19 protein-coding genes are annotated in these 18,108 nt (G+C 67.2%); 6 read left to right on the top strand and 13 right to left on the bottom strand.

Annotation, left to right across the window (positions count from 1 at the left end; genetic code table 11):
* Positions 1-125 precede the first annotated feature (125 nt).
* Together ACFOYU_RS20250 and ACFOYU_RS20245 are read right to left on the bottom strand one after the other, a co-directional pair.
* A complete protein-coding gene (locus ACFOYU_RS20250; protein ID WP_226741344.1) occupies positions 126-560 on the bottom strand; it encodes a SufE family protein in 435 nt (144 codons plus the stop codon).
* A 79-nt stretch (positions 561-639) separates the two neighbouring features.
* On the bottom strand, positions 640-951 hold the full coding sequence (locus tag ACFOYU_RS20245; RefSeq protein WP_377035009.1) for a hypothetical protein: 312 nt from the start codon (positions 949-951) through the stop codon (positions 640-642).
* A gap of 296 nt (positions 952-1,247) precedes the next feature.
* Here ACFOYU_RS20245 and ACFOYU_RS20240 point away from each other — a divergent pair, with 296 nt between their 5' ends.
* The 3 genes from ACFOYU_RS20240 to ACFOYU_RS20230 all read left to right on the top strand — a co-directional run bounded on the left by ACFOYU_RS20240 (position 1,248) and on the right by ACFOYU_RS20230 (position 4,162).
* The gene (locus tag ACFOYU_RS20240; protein WP_377035008.1) at positions 1,248-3,020 is read left to right on the top strand and encodes an ATP-binding protein; all 1,773 of its coding nucleotides are present in this window, start codon (positions 1,248-1,250) and stop codon (positions 3,018-3,020) included.
* 78 nt (positions 3,021-3,098) lie between these two features.
* A complete protein-coding gene (locus ACFOYU_RS20235; RefSeq protein WP_377035007.1) occupies positions 3,099-3,821 on the top strand; it encodes a peptidoglycan-binding domain-containing protein in 723 nt (240 codons plus the stop codon).
* Complete coding sequence (locus tag ACFOYU_RS20230) at positions 3,821-4,162, top strand: DUF1491 family protein (protein ID WP_377035006.1); 342 nt, start codon at positions 3,821-3,823, stop codon at positions 4,160-4,162. The genes ACFOYU_RS20235 and ACFOYU_RS20230 overlap by 1 nt, the downstream gene beginning before the upstream one ends.
* A 362-nt stretch (positions 4,163-4,524) precedes the next feature.
* Here the strand turns inward: ACFOYU_RS20230 and ACFOYU_RS20225 are convergent, their stop codons facing one another.
* Positions 4,525-5,625 carry a hypothetical protein gene (locus ACFOYU_RS20225; RefSeq protein ID WP_377035005.1) on the bottom strand — a complete coding sequence of 367 codons (1,101 nt, stop codon included), beginning with the start codon at positions 5,623-5,625 and terminating at the stop codon, positions 4,525-4,527.
* Between the two features lie 253 nt (positions 5,626-5,878).
* On the opposite strand from ACFOYU_RS20225, the gene ACFOYU_RS20220 reads away from it, so the two are divergent.
* Complete coding sequence (locus ACFOYU_RS20220; protein WP_226741338.1) at positions 5,879-6,085, top strand: hypothetical protein; 207 nt, start codon at positions 5,879-5,881, stop codon at positions 6,083-6,085.
* Positions 6,086-6,109: 24 nt separating this feature from the next.
* Here the strand turns inward: ACFOYU_RS20220 and ACFOYU_RS20215 are convergent, their stop codons facing one another.
* The 4 genes from ACFOYU_RS20215 to ACFOYU_RS20200 form a co-directional block, all read right to left on the bottom strand.
* Positions 6,110-6,616 (bottom strand): GNAT family N-acetyltransferase, encoded by a 507-nt coding sequence (locus tag ACFOYU_RS20215; RefSeq protein ID WP_377035004.1) that lies wholly within the window; start codon positions 6,614-6,616, stop codon positions 6,110-6,112.
* Complete coding sequence (locus ACFOYU_RS20210) at positions 6,616-7,179, bottom strand: hypothetical protein (RefSeq protein ID WP_377035003.1); 564 nt, start codon at positions 7,177-7,179, stop codon at positions 6,616-6,618. Before ACFOYU_RS20210 ends, ACFOYU_RS20215 begins: the two co-directional genes overlap by 1 nt.
* On the bottom strand, positions 7,176-7,769 hold the full coding sequence (locus tag ACFOYU_RS20205) for a DUF1214 domain-containing protein (protein WP_226741335.1): 594 nt from the start codon (positions 7,767-7,769) through the stop codon (positions 7,176-7,178). The genes ACFOYU_RS20210 and ACFOYU_RS20205 overlap by 4 nt, the downstream gene beginning before the upstream one ends.
* Positions 7,770-7,848: 79 nt before the next feature.
* A complete protein-coding gene (locus ACFOYU_RS20200; protein WP_226741334.1) occupies positions 7,849-10,065 on the bottom strand; it encodes a transglycosylase domain-containing protein in 2,217 nt (738 codons plus the stop codon).
* Positions 10,066-10,300: 235 nt separating this feature from the next.
* On the opposite strand from ACFOYU_RS20200, the gene ACFOYU_RS20195 reads away from it, so the two are divergent.
* Positions 10,301-10,804: a YcgN family cysteine cluster protein gene (locus ACFOYU_RS20195; RefSeq protein WP_377035002.1), complete on the top strand. Its 504-nt coding sequence runs from the start codon at positions 10,301-10,303 to the stop codon at positions 10,802-10,804.
* A gap of 276 nt (positions 10,805-11,080) precedes the next feature.
* Here ACFOYU_RS20195 and ACFOYU_RS20190 read toward each other — a convergent pair whose 3' ends face one another.
* The 6 genes from ACFOYU_RS20190 to ACFOYU_RS20165 all read right to left on the bottom strand — a co-directional run bounded on the left by ACFOYU_RS20190 (position 11,081) and on the right by ACFOYU_RS20165 (position 16,772).
* A complete protein-coding gene (locus ACFOYU_RS20190) occupies positions 11,081-12,154 on the bottom strand; it encodes an AI-2E family transporter (protein ID WP_377035001.1) in 1,074 nt (357 codons plus the stop codon).
* A 412-nt stretch (positions 12,155-12,566) separates the two neighbouring features.
* Positions 12,567-13,187 (bottom strand): DUF2939 domain-containing protein, encoded by a 621-nt coding sequence (locus tag ACFOYU_RS20185; RefSeq protein WP_377035000.1) that lies wholly within the window; start codon positions 13,185-13,187, stop codon positions 12,567-12,569.
* A 155-nt stretch (positions 13,188-13,342) separates the two neighbouring features.
* Positions 13,343-14,431 carry a TRAP transporter substrate-binding protein gene (locus tag ACFOYU_RS20180; RefSeq protein ID WP_226741330.1) on the bottom strand — a complete coding sequence of 363 codons (1,089 nt, stop codon included), beginning with the start codon at positions 14,429-14,431 and terminating at the stop codon, positions 13,343-13,345.
* Between the two features lie 139 nt (positions 14,432-14,570).
* Positions 14,571-16,070 (bottom strand): sensor histidine kinase, encoded by a 1,500-nt coding sequence (locus tag ACFOYU_RS20175; protein WP_377034999.1) that lies wholly within the window; start codon positions 16,068-16,070, stop codon positions 14,571-14,573.
* A gap of 123 nt (positions 16,071-16,193) precedes the next feature.
* On the bottom strand, positions 16,194-16,418 hold the full coding sequence (locus ACFOYU_RS20170; protein ID WP_377034998.1) for a hypothetical protein: 225 nt from the start codon (positions 16,416-16,418) through the stop codon (positions 16,194-16,196).
* 198 nt (positions 16,419-16,616) lie between these two features.
* Positions 16,617-16,772, bottom strand: coding sequence for a hypothetical protein (locus tag ACFOYU_RS20165; protein ID WP_226741328.1), 156 nt, complete (start codon positions 16,770-16,772; stop codon positions 16,617-16,619).
* A gap of 166 nt (positions 16,773-16,938) precedes the next feature.
* Between ACFOYU_RS20165 and ACFOYU_RS20160 the strand changes: the two genes are divergently transcribed.
* Positions 16,939-17,964 (top strand): endonuclease/exonuclease/phosphatase family protein, encoded by a 1,026-nt coding sequence (locus ACFOYU_RS20160; protein ID WP_377034997.1) that lies wholly within the window; start codon positions 16,939-16,941, stop codon positions 17,962-17,964.
* Positions 17,965-18,108: the final 144 nt, after the last annotated feature.

Genomic DNA, 18,108 nt, shown 5'->3' with positions numbered 1-18,108 from the left:
CCCGAGGTCCGTGGGGAGGAGAGCAGGGCGCGCTTCCGGTGAGGCTCAAAATTCGTGGGGAGGAGGGCTATCGGCGCTTCATGAGCCAGGCTCCGAGGAGCCGCGTCAGCGGCGTCTCGAAGGCCTCATCCTGAGGCGGCCAGCGCCGCCTGCGCGTCGTGGCGGATGCGCTCGACCATGGATCTGACGCCGTTCGACCGTTGCGGCGTCAGATGCTCCGACAGGCCGAGTTCCTTGAACAGAGCGAGGGCGTCGGTGGAGAGGGCGTCCGCCGGGGTCTTGCCGCTGTAGAGGGAGATCAGCAGGGCCACGAGGCCGCGCACGATATGGGCGTCGCTGTCGCCCACGAGCCGCAGCACCGGCTTGTCGCCCTGGGTCGGGTCGAGCTGCGTCACGAGCCAGACTTGGCTGGCGCAGCCCTGCACCTTGTTGGCGTCCGTATGGGCCTCCTCGGCCAGCGGCTCCATCTGGCGGCCGAGCTCGATGATGTAGCGGTAGCGCTCTTCCCAGTCGTCGAGCAGCTCGAAATTGGAGACGATCTCGTCAATTGACGGCAGCATGGCATTCCTATCGTGTCTGCCGCTCATATAGTCATGGCGGGCCGCTTTGGCGATGGCGGCAGGCGCGCAAAGGCGCGCTTCAGCGTAAGGAAGGGTGGCGCTCGCCCGGCTGGAGGGTGTCGGTCGGCCCGGAAGGGGCGGGGGCGCCAAGGCCCGAGGTGGTGAGGATCTTCTCGATCACCGCCTGCTTGGCCCTGTCGGGCAGGGCCTGCCACACGGTTTCGAGCCGGTCGGGCGTCAGGGGAGGGGCCACTTCCGCGTCGTCCTCGTTTCCGGCCTTCGACCAGCCGAGAAGGGCCTCGAGGGAGGCGGGCATGTCGCTGCGCTCGCGCACGGGCGAATAGTAGAAGATCGCTCCGACGATGAGGATGAAACGCAGAATGGAGAACATGGCCGGCTGCTGATTGCCCTGGGCGGTAGATGACGCGCAGCATCATAACGTGCCCGCCCGCCGCCGAGTAGGACCTCCGGCGACAACGTGCGGACAGGATGAACAAAGGGTTAAACCGGCGCGAGCGCCGTTAAGCTATTGAGGAACCATGTCAAAACCTGGCGTCTCTCAGACGGCACCCACGCGGGCGGGCCGCCTGCGGGACCCGGGTGCGGGGCTGCCGCCGGTCCCTTTAGGGTTCGCTTAAGCGGCCTCTGTCAGGGTCCGGTCCAGTGAAGACGGGGAGCGGAAACGCCTTGCAAACGGACCTCACAGGCAACTGGACCGATGAATGGCTCTCCGGGCTCGTCCATCGTTCGGCTCTGGCCGTTCCCGCCGAGCGTCTGCGTCAGGAGCGGTTCGTCGTCGGCCGCATGGCGACGTCCCTGGTGGCCATGGCGGGCCTGCCCCTGTCCCTGCTGGGGGAGGTGGCGCCCGAGCTTCTCGATTACTGGGCCATCCTGATTCTCGCGCCTCTCGCATCCGTGTTCGTCCTCTCCCGCTGGGGGCGGCTCGGCACGGCCCAGGCCGTGATGTCCACGGCCCTGACCTTCTTCGTCGCCAAGGCCATGGCGGCGGGCGGCGGACCGCTTCTCCTCGCCCTGCCGGCCCTGCTCGCGGTGCCGCTGGAGGCCGCCTCGTCCGGCTCGCGCCGGGGCTTTCTCGCTGCCTGCCTCCTCGCCCTGCTGGGCCTTCCCCTGACCCTCCTTCTCCAGAATTACGGCATGGCCGGCCGGAGCCTGCCTGCCGGGGCAGTATTCGCCATCGCGGGGGCGGTGGCGTTCGGGCATGTCCTGTCCCGTCTCGTGTCGGACCGGACGGTCGCGGCGCTGCTCGGCACGGGCGCCGATGCGGGCGCGGAGCGCGATGCGCAGACCCTGCTCGCCATCGACGACCTCGTCACCTGGCATGACGGCAACGGCATCGTCCTGCGTTCCAACGGCGCCTGTACGCGCCTGCTCGGCGCATCGCCGTCCTCGATCCACGGCAACGGCCTGTTCACGCGCATCCACGTCGCCGACAGGCCCGCCTTCCTGAAGGCGATCAGCGACGCCGCCAACGGCAGCGGCTTCGCGGTCGCGCAGCTGCGCGTGCAGACGGGCGAGGGTCCGTCCCAATCCACGATCTGGATCGAGATGCGCGCGAACCGGCTCGTCCTGCCGGGCGACGACCGCTGCGCCGCCGTGGCGGTGATCCGCGACATCACCGAGCATCGCCGCCATGCGGAGGAGCTCGACGCCATGCGCCGCGAGGCGGTGAGCGCCAGCGAGGGCCGCGCCCAGCTCCTCGCCACCGTCAGCCACGAGATGCGCACGCCGCTCAACGCCATCATCGGCTATTCCGAAATCCTCATGGGCAAAGGCGGGCCCATCCTGCTCGACCGGCGCGAGGGCTACGCGCAGATCATCAATCAATCGAGCCAGCACATGCTGGGCGTGGTCAACACGCTGCTCGACCTCTCGGCCATCGAGGCCGGGCACTACAATCTCGCCTTCGAGACCATCGACCTCGCGGAGCTGATCGGCGAATGCTGCACGGTCATGGCGCTGCCCGCCGAGCAGGGCGGGATCGTGCTCAAGCAGGAGCTGGCGCCCGGCCTGCCCGCGCTCGTGGCCGACCGGCGCGCCTGCCGGCAGATCCTGCTGAACCTGCTCTCCAACGCGGTGAAGTTCACGCCGCAGGGCGGGCAGGTGACCGTGGAGGTGCGGCACGAGGCCGATGCCGTCACCCTCGCGGTCCGCGACACGGGCGTGGGCGTGGCGCAGGACGAGCTTCCGCGACTCGGCATGCCGTTCTATCAAGGCTCGACGCGCGCCCGCCCGGAAAAGGGCAACGGCCTCGGCCTTTCCGTGGTGCGCGGCCTCGTGACCCTGCATCAGGGCCGGCTGCGCATTTCCAGCGCGCCCGGCAACGGGACCTGCGTGAAGATCAGCCTGCCGGTCGACGCGCACCGCGCCGCTGCCGCCAAGGGACTTGTCCCGGCAGCCAAGCGCCCTGAATCCGACGTGATCGTTCTCAAGACGGGATGACCTCTCTTGCGTGAAGCCCTAGCCGCCCGCTCCGACGATGATTTCATGATCTCCGCGCCCGTGCGGAGGAGATCGGCCGTGAAGCGCAAGCCGAAGACGCCGAGCCTTTCCGCGCGCCTGTTGTCGCTGGCCCTGCAGCATCCCCGCCGCATCCTGGGGACGCTGATCCTGGGCGGGTGCGGCACCTACATCGCCTGGAACGCTCTCGTGCTTCAGACGGCCCATCATCCCGCGCCGCTCTTCAACCAGAGCCCCGAGGCGCCGCAGGCCGCGCAGCCGCTGCCGGCGGCCCATCCCATGGCGGCTCCGTCCCAGGCGCAGGCGGAGACGGCGCCGCAGACGTTCGAGGCGGCTCCCGCTCCTGCGGCGTCGCCCTCCGTCGCCGTGCCCATGCCGCCCTCGCGCAGCGCCATCACGGATCTGATCCGCAACAACGGTCAGCCGGGCGCCGTTTCCCAGCCGTCCCCGCGTGCCGCGCCCGCTCCGGCAGCGAAAGTCGCGGCCGCTCCGTCCAGGGCGCCGCTCGTGCGCGATCCCATCGCGGAGATCATCCGCATGGGCGGCCCGGTTCCGATGCCGCCCGCCAATGTGGGACACAGCGACAACGGCGACGTGGTGCTCTCCGGCCAGCGCGCGCTCGCCAAGCTCGGGTTCAACATCAAGGTCGACGGCATCATGGGTTCGGAGACGCGCCACGCCATCGAGCGCTTCGAACAGGACCGCAACCTGCCGGTGACGGGCGAGCTCAATGCCCGCACGATCCGCGAGCTGTCCGCCGCCTCCGGCATCGCGGTCCCGTAGTGGCGCGCCTTCGTTCCGACTTCTGGGTCTCGGCCTATCTGCGCCGCTGCGGCGTGGAGGGGATCGAGGCCGCCCTGCGCCGTCGCGGCGCGGCGGAGGCCGGGGCCATCTTCGTGAAGGTGGATCGTCTCGACGGCACCGCGAGCCTCTATGGACCCGCGCCGCAGCTCTTCCTCGACGAATCCGGCGAGCGCCTGTTCGTCCCGGTGCTGCAGGACGTGACGCCGCTCGATGTGGAGGAACGGGTGCAGCGGGAGCTGCGCTTCGATTCCGATCTCTGGCTGGTCGAGGTGGACGACCGCGACGGAAGGCATTTCCTCGATCTCGCGCCGGAGATCTGAGGCCTTCACCGGCATCCGTGAGCCCTCCTTCGAGACGTCGCTTCGTGACCCCTCAGGATGAGGGTGGAGTTTGGTTGCGACCGTCGTGGATGTGGCGGTGTTCAGCACAACGGTCTTCCCTCCCCCTTGTGGGGAGGGCCAGGGTGGGGGTGTGGGCGCCGGACCGTCATAGGCTATCGCCCACACCCCCACCTCCACCTCCTCCCCACAAGGGGGAGGAGAGCAGGCTGGCGCTTTCGAGGCCCAAGATCCGTGAGGGAGGAGAGCAGGTCGGTGCTATCCGCGTGAGCCTTCGAACCGGCCGAGATCCGGGGAGGACAGCAACGCGAGGCATGATGAGCACCGAGCGCTGAAGCGGGCTGTCAGGGATCTGCGTTGGTCTGTCCCCGTTGCGCCAGGGCCGCGAAGGCGCGGCGATCGGCTTGCGCATCCGCGAGCGCCCGCTGCGTGGCCTCGTTCCAGGACAGAGCCTGCACATCCAGGATCGATTCCACGAGCGCGAGCGCCACGGGACTCGGAACGTCGCGCACGATGCGCGCCAGCGCCTTGAGCGCCGACAGGGGATGCGAGAGCGCCGGATGCAGGGCGATGAAGACGCACGCGGCATCCTTGTGCGCGAAACCGAGAGCCTTCAGGCCGAGGGCGAGAAGTCCGTGGCGGCCGATCTGCAGACAGCACCAATCGGTTGCGGGCGGAAAGCCGAGGGCCGCGTTCATCAGGCATTCGAGGCGCCGCGCATCGCCTTCCTTCGCGGCATCGAGGAACTCGCCCATGTCGTGCTGCGTCAGCACGAAGGTCAGCTTCGCACGCCGATGCGCGAGCGAGGCCGCGATCCTGTTCCTGATCTGCGCACGGCGCTCGGGTGATGCGGAGAGATAGAGGGCCGCCTCCTGCGCGCAGGCGAGATCGCTGCGCGCAAGGAGAAGGGTCGCGAGGGCAGGGCGGTGCTGCGCGCGGCGCACGAGGGCGTCGAAAGCAGGCTCCGCGGGCACGAAGCCCGCATTGGCGGCCAGACGGTCGTCGATGTCGTCCTCGTGCAGGACGAGAAGGCGCTCCGCGAGAGCCGGCTCGATGTCGGAGCGGGAGGCCAGCCGCATCCGCCCCTCCCGTGTCGCGAGGCGCTTGTCCCCCTGCGGCGAGGGCAGGCGAGCGGCGCCTTTGAGAACGATGTCCCGCGCCTGCGGCGAATGGCGCGCGAGATGGTCGAGCACGGAAGCGGGCGTGTCCTCGCAGGCGGCGAGAATGCGCGCGATCTCGACCAGGGTGGCGTGGCTCACCATCGGCAGGAAGCCGAGCGCCAGCATCTCGAAGGTCTCGATCATCTCCCGGTCGCGGACGGGCGCCGCGACGAACATCTCCGCATTGGCCTTCAGGAGGGCAGCACGCGCATCGGTGCCGTTGGTCTCCGCCATGTCGAGACCCGACAGATCCGGCCGGCGGTCCGGCGAAGCAAGGGACGCCATCACTCAACTCTACTCACGCAACTGAGCCGGGAGCTTAGAGAATGTCCGTTAGCGCATCTTTAACCAGCCCCTCCAGATGGAGAGGATGTGATCGGGCGCGCATGGAACAGAAGCGCAGCCGTAGTTGTTGGTTTTGTGTCCGAGCAAGGTTTTTGAAGCAAAGCCCGCCTTCCCGGAAACCGTCTGTTAACCATAGGGCTATTTTGTTGAGGTCGGTCGAAGCAGCTTTGTCCCGGTGAAGGGAGGATATCCGATGCGTGAGGTCTCGATAAGATCGCCCGGTGTGGTGATCGATTTCCCCGACGCCGCTTCGCGGCCGTTGCGCCCGCACCTTTCTCCCGACGAGCCGAGGGGCGAGATCCTGCTCTTCACCGGCGTGCGCTACGAGCGGCCTTCTCCCAATCCGGGTCCCTCGAAGCCCTTCGCGTCGGACGGCCCGGGCCGTCGCCGCCGCTTCTGATCCAAGATCGGGCCCGCGCGTCGTTCAGCGCCGGCCGGCCGTCGTCAGATCGCGCACCATTAGCGTCGCGTCCGACCCGTAACTGAGCAGCTTCGTCTCCAGGCCCGGTACGGCCTCCGCACGAAAGCCCAGCCGCTCCCAAAACCGTCGAGACCCGTTCACGGCCACCAGCGACAAGTTGGTGAAGCCCTCCGACCGTGCATGTTCGGCCACGCGCTCCGCGATGTCGGCCGCATGTCCCTTGCCGCGTCCGCCGGGCAGAAGCGCGACGTCGTGGATGTAATAGGTGGTGGGGACCGGCGGGATCCCGCGCAGGCGCTCGTTCAGCGGCGGCGGCTCTCCGAACGTCCAGGGATGGGTGAGCGCATAGCCGACGACGCTTCCGCCTTCCTCGAGCACGTGGCAGCCCTCGGGATAGAGCTCCAGGCGCTCGGCCAGAACATCCCTGTCCTCGGGATGATCGACATGAATCCGGTCCGCCAGCTCCTGCACCCGATCGAGGTCCGGCGACGTCATCGGACGCCACGGCATCAGGCTTCCTCGTCCACCGTGCAGGCGACGGCCTTGGCGGATTCCTCCGCCTGGGCGCGCAGGCTGTGGGACGGTGCCGCGACGCGCACCACCACGAAGCCCTGTTCCTCGGGCGCGATGATGCGCACGTCGCGGGAGGGGTCGTTCTCGTCTTCCGCCGCGCGGGCCTCGTCGAGCTGCCGGGGCGTCATGACGACGATTTCGAGCTGGTTGCGCACGGCGGCCCGGTCGGTGACCGCGAAGAACACGCCGCCCGTCTTGGTGTGGAACGAGAACGACAGGAAGAGCGATCCGGTCTGCGCGCCGACGCGCATGGGGCCGGTCCGCAGGTCGAACGCGCAGGCCGCGACCGCGACGGACGGGTCGGGCAGGGGAAGCCAGGTGTCGCCGCCGCCCGCGGCGCTGACGATCTGCGCCCGCTCGGCGGCCAGGGTCGGCAGGATCTTGCCGAAGGCGTCGTTCTCGGCAAGGCGCGGGGCGGCGATGATCGTGGCGATGTGGACGCCCAGGCCCATCACGACGCCGACGAGAGTGGCGAGCAGGAAGCGGTGGCGGAGTTTCATGACCCGCACCCCACGCGCTCGATGATCGGATAGGCGCTTGCCTCCAGGTTGGAGCCGGCCGCGCCGGGCATGTCGTAGAGGCGGAGCACGATGCTGAACGGCCCCCCGGCCGGAACCTGCAGCCAGTTGCCGGCGGTCAGGTTGCGCGACAGCGCGATGGAGAAGGTATCGTCGGGAGCCCGCACGATCTCGGCGGAGGTGAAGCTGCTGCGCCCGAGTTCGGACGGGGGAAGGCGGCCCTCGGAATCGTAGAGCGTCAGGGTCCACAGGCGCGCCGGCGGCATCACCGAGCCGATGCGGTAGGAGCACCCGGCGTCGAGGCGGCGGCCTTCGCTGTCGACCCTCGCGGTCAGGGCCAGGCCTTCGCCGGTCGCCAGCGGAATCTCGCCGCGCCGGGCGACGATCGCCCGCATGTAGGGATCGGCCTGGGGCGAGCCGAGCCGAGGCCAGGTCTCCCACGGGCCCAGACGCACGCCTCCGAAGGGCGGATCGCCCTTCAGGGCCCAGTAGGCCGTGCCCAATCCGAGCCCCAGCGCGAGCAGGAGCGCATAGACGATCAGAAGGGCGGTCAGGTTGAATCTGGCTGTCACGGAAAACGGCAAGCTCGAATAGGCGCGCGCCGAAGCGCCCGCCGGGAGGTTCGTCAATATCGCGTGGCGCTCCATCCTGCTAGGGGACGGTGACCTGACGGGCGACGCGGGTCGTGTTCCCTGTGGATGCCGCCTGGCTCTGGGCACCCGCCGGAGCCGCCGGGGCGGCCGCGCGCTCCACCGACTGGAACAGGTTGCCGATGTTGCCCAGCACCTCGTAGGACTGACGGGACAGGGTGCCTGCCAGATAGGCGGGAGGCGCGGCCTGCTGATCCGTGGCGGAGCCGCCCTTCGAGGCGACGCGGGCGCTCTCCGGCTCGAGGCCCGGCATCGGCCGGATCTCCAGGTTCTGGTGCGCGACGGTCATCACTTCCTTCCAGGTCATGGCCGGAAGGCTGCCGCCGGTCATGTCGTTCATGGTGCTGTGATCGTCGTTGCCGTACCAGACCGCCGCGCTGAGATTGCCCGTGTAGCCGACGAACCAGGCGTCGCGATAGGCGTTGGTCGTGCCGGTCTTGCCGGCGACCTTGATCCCGTCGAGGGCGGCGCGCCTGCCGGTGCCTTCCTCCACCACCTTGCTCAACATGAAGTTCATGTCGTTCACGACGCGGGGTTCGAGAACCTGCTTGGGCTCCGTGTCGCGGTCGTGGCGGTAGATGATCTCGCCGGAGGAGCTGCGCACCTCCCAGGCGGCGTAGGGATCGGCCCGCCGTCCGCCGTTGGCGAAGACCGCGTAGGAGGCGGCCATGTCGATGACGGTCGCCTCGGCCGCGCCGATGGGCAGCGAGCTCGAATCCGTCAGCGGATGGGTCAGGCCCATGCGCTTCGCGGTGTCGATGATGACCGCGCGGCCGGCCTTGGCGTTGCCCTTGCCGATCTCGAGCGACATCCGCACCGGAATCGAGTTGATCGAGCGCGCGATGGCGGAGGTGAGCGACATGCTGCCGGAGAACTTGCGGCCGTAGTTCTGCGGGCACCAGTTGCCCAGGCAGATGGGCTGGTCGACCACGTTCGAGTTGGGCCGCAGCTTCGGGTTCACCGTCATGGCGGCCGCATAGACGAAGGGCTTGAACGACGAGCCCGGCTGGCGCAGCGCCCCGACGGCGCGGTTGAACTGGCTCTGGCCGTAATCCCGGCCGCCCACGATGGCCCTGACGGCGCCGTCCACGTCCATCACCACCATGGCGCCCTGGCCCACCTTGTACTGGCGGCCGTGCTGGCGGAGCATGTTCTCCAGGGTCTGCTCCGCATGCTGCTGGAGCGCGGTGTCGAGCGGGGTCTTCACGATCAGCACCCGCTCGCTGCCGAGCTTCTTGTCGGCGGCGAGACGCTTCACCTGGTCGAAGGCCCAGTCGAGATAGTAGTCGGGGGTGGTCTCGCGGCTGCGGTTGACCGGGGTCGCCGGGTTGCGGCGCGCGATCTGGATCTGGCCCTCCGTCAGGAAGCCGGCCTCGACCATGTTGCGCAGGACCTCGTTGGCGCGGGCGCGGGCCGCCGGCAGGTTCACGTGCGGCGCATATTTGGTCGGCGCCTTGAACAGGCCGGCCAGCATGGCCGACTCGGCGAGGGTCAGGTCCTTGGCCGACTTGCCGAAATAGTACTCCGCCGCGGCCACGATGCCGTGGGCGCCGCCGCCCATATAGGCGCGGTCGAGATAGAGCTTGAGGATCTCGTCCTTGGTCAGGTGGAATTCCAGCCACACGGCCAGGAAGGCTTCCTTGATCTTGCGTTCGAGGGAGCGTTCGTTGGTGAGGAACAGGTTCTTGGCGAGCTGCTGCGTGATCGAGGAGCCGCCCTGCACCACGCCGCCGCCCTGCGCGTTGACCACGAGGGCCCGGAAGGTGCCGATCGGGTCGATGCCCCAGTGCTCATAGAAACGCCGGTCCTCGGTCGCCAGGGCGGCCTTGATCATGTAGTCCGGAAAGTCTTCGAGCTTGTACGAATCGTCCAGGTTCAGGCCCCGGCGCCCGATTTCCTGCCCGTAGCGGTCCAGGAAGGTGACGGCGAGGTCCTGGGTCTTCAGCCAGTCGTCCTCCGTCTCCCGGAAGGCCGGAAGCGCCAGGGCGAGCATCACCACGCCGCCGACCAGGCCGAGCGTCGTCGCCTCGCTGGCGAGGTCGAGGGCGACGCGCGGAACGCCGCGGAATCTCAGGCACTTGGCCTTTTCGGAATAGGCATCCCAGGCGCCGGCCAGTCCCCGTCCGCTCTGGAACAGGAACGAGTTGAGCCATGCGTCGAATGCCAGAGCCGCGCGCTTGAGACGGGTTGACAGGGGGGGAGTGGGTTGAGGGCGCACGGCGGTCCTTCGGGGCAGGTCAGGCAACCTTGTGCCTGCTTATATGATTGTTGAATTTCGTTACGGCAACGCTTCCGAGCTGCCGAAACCTTCTATCAACAACTCACAAACAGGTTTATCGGTTCAAACGGTTCTACCTCTTCCGGGCGAAAACGGGACAGAGCCAACAAAGCCGCACCTCACATCCTCGCGACTTCCCTCAAACCGCCGCAAAGGAGGCGCCAAGGCTCCCCCCATGACACACGCAACGTCCCCCGCCGCCCCCCTTCCGGAAGACCGTCCGGACGAGCTGCCCTTCTGGCGCGCCAAGACCCTCGAGAGCCTGACCCCGGACGAGTGGGAAAGCCTCTGCGACGGCTGCGGCCGCTGCTGCCTGGTCAAGCTGGAGGACGAGGATACGGGGGATGTCCTCTACACGGATGTCGGCTGCACCCTTCTGGACGACCAGACTTGCCGCTGCCGGGACTATCCCAACCGGCAGGCCAAGGTGGCGGATTGCGTGCGCCTGACCCCCGATGCCGTGCGCGGCCTGTCCTGGCTGCCGGAGACCTGCGCGTACAGGCTCGTGGCGGAGGGGCACGACCTCTATTGGTGGCACCCCCTGGTGTCCGGGGATGCGGAGACGGTCCATGCGGCCGGGATCTCGGTCCGCGACCGCGTGGCCGGACCCGAGGAAGACTTCACCATTCGTGAATTGCTGGAGCGGATCACCGACTGGCCGCAAGAAAATCCGGCTTGACGCCCCTTGACGCTCCTGACGATCGCGCCCAGAATCCCGGTCTCTTCGATGCTGGAGGCTAAGATAATGACGCCGCCGCAGAGGAATGCTTGAGGTCGACCTGAGGCTGCAGCGAAACAGCTGCGCTTGTGACCGGAACAGGACATAAAATCCGTTTTATACTTGCCGGCTTCTGCCGGATTCTCGCCATTGGCGCATGACGACATCGTCACGGAGGGGTTCTGAGTCCCAGCGCAGAACCCCTTTTCCATGGGTTCGCGAGGCTCGGGCCGCCGGTCACGACGGCTTGTCGGCGGTCTCCTCCTCGCCCGGGATCGGCGTGTCCTCGCCCAGGGTCTCCCGGACATAGAGCTTCTTCACGAGCACGTAGGTGACCACGGCGAGCGGGAAGCCGAAGATCAGGCCGAAGCTGCCGAACAGGATGCCTCCGGCCACGATGGCGAAGAGGGCGAGCGCCGCCGGGATCGTGACCACCTTGCGCGCCACCAGGGGGAAGATGATGTTGCCCTCGATCTGCTGAATCGCCAGCACCGCCACGATGGTCCACAGGGCCGCGTTGCCCTCGAGCGTGAAGGCGATCATGACGGCCGGCAGGGCGCCCAGGATCGGGCCGAGGAACGGGATGAAGTCCACCAGCCCCGCGATGAGGCCGAGGGCGTAGAAATAGGGCAGGCCGATCATCCAGTAGGCGAGGGTCGACAGCACGCCGACGCACACCATGGCGATGAGCTGGGACAGCAGCCAGAGCTTCAGCGCCTCGCCCGAGGCGTGGAGCGAGCCTCTCACCCGCTCGTGGTGCTTGGGGGGGAACAGCTTGACCAGCCCGTCCACATAGGTCTTGGGCGAGGCGGCGATGTAGAGGCCCGCGACGACCACCAGGAGGAAGTCGGCCAGGCCGCCCAGGATGGTTCCCCCGATGCCAGCCAGGCGGCTGGCGAGCCCGCCGGCGGTTTGGGAATCGATGATGTTGCTGAGATCGTCGCTGACCGCCCCCACGCCGATGGCCCGGCCGAAATTGTCGAGGGCCCTGGGCAACTGCTCGATGACGTTGGTCAGCTGCGACCGGAGCTGCGTTCCGAACAGGATCGCCAGCCCGACGAAGAGGCCCAGGATGAGGAGGCTGGCCAGGGCAAGGCTCCAGCGCTCCGGCACGCGCAGGTAGCGCACGAGCCCCTCGGCGGCGGAATGGAAGATGATGGCGACCAGAATGGCCCCGAAGCCCAGGAGCAGGACGCTCGACAGGCTCCACAGGACCAGGGTGAGCAGGACGATTCCCAGAACGATCAGGCACTTGCGGATGAATTCCGCATCGCTGATCAGGCCCCTCGATGAGCCGCCTTGCTCGTTCATCTTCGCACCTCACCTTTCCGCTGGACAATGGAAACGGTGAAGCTTGGTTCCTTGGAAAGTGAAAACCCGAGCGCGGCGGCGCCGCGTACCGGCTCGCGGCGAAAAAGTATTCACTCCTCGGTGAGTGAAAAATTAGGGAACGGTTCCTTTTTCCGGAGGTTGATCCGATGAAGGAGGGTTCTCCTATGACATCGAGCGTAATCTGTTTTCTATTGGGGACGGTATTCCCCTTGGCTACGGTGGGTTGGTTGCTTGTGAACGGCTGACGAAGGGCATTGTTTTCTTGGTTTTTATTGAAGTATTTATTTGTACTGCATGACTTGAAAGTTGCGTAGCATTTGGAAAAAGAACCCGCCCGAGCTTGCCCGGGCGGGTTTTTTCTGGCCGTGACTGGCGGATCGTGCGGATCCGGTCAGGGAATGTTCAAGGTGGTCGCCTTGGGCGCGCGCCGGATCAGCTCCTGGCGCAGGGCCTGGGGCAGCTCGACGCCCGTCAGGCGCCAGGTCATCCCGCTCAGGCGAAGGGTGAGCCTGAACTGCTTGTCCCGCGGCTCGTCGACCGGAATGGGCACGGTCACGCTCCTGAAGCCCTGGCCTTCCGAGGTGAAGAACAGCTTGAGGGCCTGTCCCAGGGACCCGATATCGAAGCTGACCGGCGAGACCGCGGGCGCGGCAGCGCCGCCGCGGCGGTTGCCCGCCGCCTGGGGCCAGCCGTCCTCGAGCAGGTCGATCAGGGCCTGCGGCGTGACGAGCTGCTCCACCAGCGGATTGACCATGACCGCGCCGGCATTGGCCGCGGCGCGGGGGTCGAGGCCGCCGAGCTCCTCCTTGCCGTCGCGGGTCTTCAGGAACTCGCTGGCGATCTGGCGCGAGAGCGAGATCCGCAAGGCGCGGAAATTCACCCGCTCCGTGATGGTGTCGACGTCCTTCGCCTCCACGGCCCGGGAGAGGTCGTACAGGGCCACGAAGGGCGAGACGAGAAAGACGATCCAGGCGATGAAGAGCAGGAATGTGATGCGCAGCGTCCAGATCATGTCTTCGTCTTTCCTTCCGGCCGATAGGCGCGGGCGGGAGGCCCCCGCGGGCCATCTCATATGGGAATCGTTCCTTGATGCCGGGAAGGACGTAACGTCCCAATAAAAAGGGCGATCCGTGGATCGCCCTTTGTCGAGATCGTGAAGACGACGCCTTAGCCGCGCGCGCGGGCGCGGATCATGAAGGTGTCGTAGGCGTATTCGGCCACTTGGAACCAGAGGTATTCCTCGTTGCGGAAGGCGCGGTAGTTCTCGTAGATCTTCTTGAAGTCCGGGTTCTTGGCCGACACCTCGTCATAGACCTCGTTGGAAGCCTTGTAGGCGGCGTCCAGGATCTCGGCCGAGAACGGACGGAGCTGCGTGCCGGCGCCGAGCAGGCGGCGCAGGGCGGCCGGGTTGCGGGCGTCGTACTTGGCCAGCATGTCCGAGTTGGCGTAGCCGGCGGCGGCGGTCAGGATCGCCTGATAGGCCTTCGGCAGCTCGTTCCACTTCGCGTTGTTGATGAAGAGGTGGATGGCGGGGCCGCCTTCCCAGAAGCCCGGATAGTAGTAGTAGGGCGCAACCTTCGCGAAGCCGAGCTTCTCGTCGTCGTAGGGGCCGACCCACTCGGCGGCGTCGATGGTGCCGCGCTCGAGCGCCGGATAGATGTCGCCGCCCGGGATCTGCTGCGGCACCGCGCCGAGCTTCGCCATGACCATGCCGGCGAGGCCGGCGATGCGCATCTTCAGGCCCTGCACGTCCTGAACGGTCTTGATCTCCTTGCGGAACCAGCCGCCCATCTGCACGCCGGTGTTGCCCGCGGGCATGCCGTACATGTTGTGCTTGGCGTAGAACTCGTTCAGCAGGTCGTTGCCGCTGCCGTGATACATCCAGGCATTGGTCTGGCGGGCGTTGAGGCCGAACGGAATCGCGGTGCCGATGGCGAAGGTCGGGTCCTTGCCGAAATAGTAGTAGGAGCAGGTGTGGCCCATCTCGATGGTGCCGTTGCCGACCGCGTCGGCGACCTGCGGCGTGCCGACGATCTCACCGGCCGCGAAAGGCTGAATCTGGAACTTGCCGTCGGTCGCCTCGGACACGAACTTGGTGATGACCTCGGCGGCGCCGTAGATGGTGTCGAGCGACTTCGGAAAGCCGGACTGCAGGCGCCACTTCAGCTCCGGCATCGACTGGGCGATGGCCGGGGCGGCAACAGCGGTCGAGGCTGCGCCGATCGTTGCGGCCTGAAGAAACTGACGACGTTTCATTGGGTGAACTCCTCCCTGGTTTATAGTGACTCTGTCACTCGGCGCTTATTGACACTAAATCCCACCACCCTAGCAAGGAGCTTTCGTCATACTATCGACCAATGGCTGAGATGCCTGAGGAGATCTCACGGGGATTTGCTCAAGCAAGAGGCACGTCGATCGTGCAGACCACGCCGCCGGGGGCGAATTCCAGCCGGACGGAACCGTTCAGCTCCCGCGCCAGGCCCCCTTCGATCAGGCGGGAGCCGAACCCCTTCCGGGCCGGCGGCGCCACGGGCGGGTCGCCGCTTTCCTCCCAGCGCATCACCAGGCGGGTTCCCTCCGAGCCGGACGGCGTTTCCCAGGAGACCGAGACCCGGCCGCCGGGCGCCGCGAGGGCGCCGTATTTCAGCGCGTTGGTGCATAATTCGTGCAGGACCATCGACAGGCTCAGGGCCATGGCCGGGGTCACCCGCAGGTCCTCCCCGGAGATGCGGAAGAGGTCGCAGCCTTCCGGGCGCTCGCGATAGGCCGCGAAGGCCTCGTCGAGAACCGTGCGCAGGCTCGCGCCCTCCCAGTTCTCGCGGGTCAGGACGTCGTGCCCGCGCGCCAGGGCGAAGAGCCGCGCCTCGAAGGCGCTGCGGGCGGAGGCGCCGCCCTCGTCCCCGGGAGTGCCGATTCTGGAGAAGCTCTGCGAGGAGAGAGACTGGGCGATGGCGAGGGTGTTCTTCACCCGGTTGTTCAGCTCGTTGACGAGAAGCTGCAGGTGCTCCTCGGCGCGCTTGTGGTCGGTGATGTCGATCTGGATTCCGCCCCACACGACGGCGCCGCTCGGCAGCTCGCGCGGCGTGGCGACGATGCGCTGCCAGCGGGTCTCGCTCGTCTGCGCATCGCGCAGGGCGACCTCGATGTCGAAGGGCTGGCGCTTGTGGAAGGACTCGACCTGCTTCTCGAACATGCGCTGGCGGTGTTCCGCCAGGAGAAGCTCGTAGAGCAGGAACGGGTTCCTCAGCGCCTCCTCGGCGGGAATGCCGTTGAGCCGTTCGCAGGTCGCCGACAGGTAGATGAACTTGCGCGCGAAGAAATTGTCGCTCTCCAGCATCTGGTAGACCATGCCGACGGGCAGGTTGTCGGCGAGCGCGCTCAGGCGCGCCTGGGTTTCGAGCAGTTCCTCCTCGGCCCGCCGGCGTTCGGTCCAGTCGCGGAAGCTGGCCGTGACGCCGCCATCGTAGGGAAAGACATGGAAGTCCACGAAGCGGTCGGGCGCGCTGACGGCCTTGCCCTCGAACGCGACCGGCCGGCCGGTGCGGAACACCTCCTCGTAGCGGGCGCGAAGCTCCGCGCCTTCCGACCAGGGGAAGAGATCCCAGATCACCCGGCCCAGCATCTCGTCCCGCGGCATGCCGTAGAACGTCTCGGCGGCGCGGTTGATGTAGGTGAAGCGCCAGTCGCCATCGAGGGAATAGAAGGCGTCGCCGATGCCTTCGAGGATCACGGAGAGGCGGGCTTCGACCTTGGCGTCAACGGAAAGCTGGATCGCCTTTTCGAGGGCCGCTTCGGCCAGCCCGCCCGCATCCGGGCGGGAGGCGGCCGCCGTCGAGTCGCTGACGAGCTGCGCGAGGGCGGGCGAATCGGCGTACCTGGGCCGGGCGATGTCCATCAAATGAAACTTAGTCACAAAATGCCGTTGAGGCAATGCGGCCAAGCTCCATGGCAATCAGTCTATGAGATAACGTTCGCATCCCTTGCCGTGTGGGACCGCCCACCTAGGAAAGCCGCCGCGCTACTGGGCAGGGGCAGGGGCAGGTGTCGGAGCCGGGGCCGGTGCTGGAGCCGGTGCGACGCCCGGTGCCGGGGCAGGGGCGGCTGGAGCCGGCGCCGGAGCGACCGTGCCCTGGTCGAGGGCGGGAGTCGGTTCGCCGGCGATGAAGACGTACCAGAGGACGGCGCAGAGAACGATCGTCGCGATGGCAATGATCGAGAGTGCACCCCATCTGCGAGGACCCATGACGTTCTCCTTCTCGAAGCCTGCCGATATTGACGTTCTAGGACTGAACTCCAAGGCTGCGGGGTGGTTCCGGGGACGCAGGCGACCGGTTGCCGGGCCAGCGCCGCTGCCATTTCCTGCCGCCGGTCGGTCCTCTCACGGCACACGACGCCACGGCCAATGACGGGTCCGCGGAACGATCATGCCGGATGGCGCGGCTCAGGTCTGGTCGAAGGACTCGGCGGCGCAGACAAGGGCGAAGAGCGCAAGGACTCCGCCGAGTTCGGCCAGACTGAGGAAAAAGGAAGAAGGATCGCTGCTCAAGTAAGCGATTGCGCTCAAGATGAGCGCGACAACGGCAGCCCAAGCGATCATGGGCCCTCTCCCAGGCATTCTTTGTTGTGCGGCCGGTCAACGGCCAAGCCGGGTGAAAGTTCCTGGCCGCGGTGAAAAATTTCTGTGTCGCGGAGGTCCTGTGGCGGGCGCTGCGCGGCCCTATCTTGCGCGAGAGTTATTCCTGACGTCAGCGCCCCCGACCTCCATGCGGCCCCCGATCAAGCACGCGCTCGATGAGCTTCCGGCACCGGACGACGCGCTCCTTGCCGAGGCGCGCCGCGCCGAGCCGAATCCGACGGAGCACAGGCGCTTCCTGGAGCGCATCACGGCGCTGCACGCCCTGGAGCGGCGCCCGCCCGCGCGGCCGCTCGAATGGCCGGGCCGTCTGCGCGTCGCGGCGTTCAATGCGGAGCGCCTCAAATATCGCCCGGCGACCCGCGCCCTGCTGGACCGGATCGGCGCCCATGCGGCCCTTCTCAGCGAGGTCGATGTGGGGATGGCGCGTTCCGGCAACGTCCACACGATCCGCGATCTGATTGGGGAGAGGGGCGAGGGCTATCTCTACGGGGTCGAGTTCGTCGAGCTCGATCTCGGCGGGGTGAGCGAGACGCGTCTTCATGCGGGCGAGCGCAACGCCTGCGGCTTCCACGGCAATGCGGTCGTGACCCACTTGGCGCTGGAGGAGCCGTGCCTGATCCCGCTGGAGGAAAGCGGCTTCTGGTTCCCGGGCCGGAAAGGGACCCAGCGGCGCATCGGCGGGCGCGTGGCCCTGGCCGCGCGGGTCGCCGCCGCGCCGCGTCCCCTGTGGCTCGTGAGCACCCACCTGGAAAGCAAGACCGACGAGGCCGACCGGCAACGCCAGGTCCAGGCGCTCCTGCGCGCCCTCGACAGTTTCGCGCCCAACGATGCCTGCATCATCGGCGGCGACTTCAACACCAAGGCGCTGCCGCGCGGGGAGGGCGAGCGCCATCTCCTGATCGACGCGCCCGAACGCTTCGAGCCTCTCTTCAAGGATCTGCGCGCGGCCGGGTTCTCATGGGCCGATTCCAACCTGGCCCACCCGACCCAGCGCACCGGACCGGCGAACAAGCCCCGGCCGCCCTTCGGCAAGCTCGACTGGCTCGTGGTGCGCGGCGTGACGGCGGAGAATCCCCAGGTCGTTCCCGTGCTCGACAGGTCCGGAAAACCGATCTCGGATCATGAGATGGTCGCGGTGGATCTGGTCCTTTGAGGCCCGGCGCCACCCGAAGCGGGATAACAGAACAGGCCGCTGCATAATAACCTACTCAATCGTATAGGTAATGCAGAAACATCACATCAAGTAATAACGTCAGGGAATAGCTATATAAACATATAGGTTATTCTGTTGAGGCGA

Origin of the sequence: Microvirga sp. GCM10011540, from assembly GCF_042650665.1 — a bacterium.
GTDB classification, from domain to species: Bacteria; Pseudomonadota; Alphaproteobacteria; order Rhizobiales; family Beijerinckiaceae; genus Microvirga; species Microvirga lenta.
Note: the sequence above shows the minus strand (reverse complement) of the source record. Positions and strands in the feature narration are given on the sequence as shown.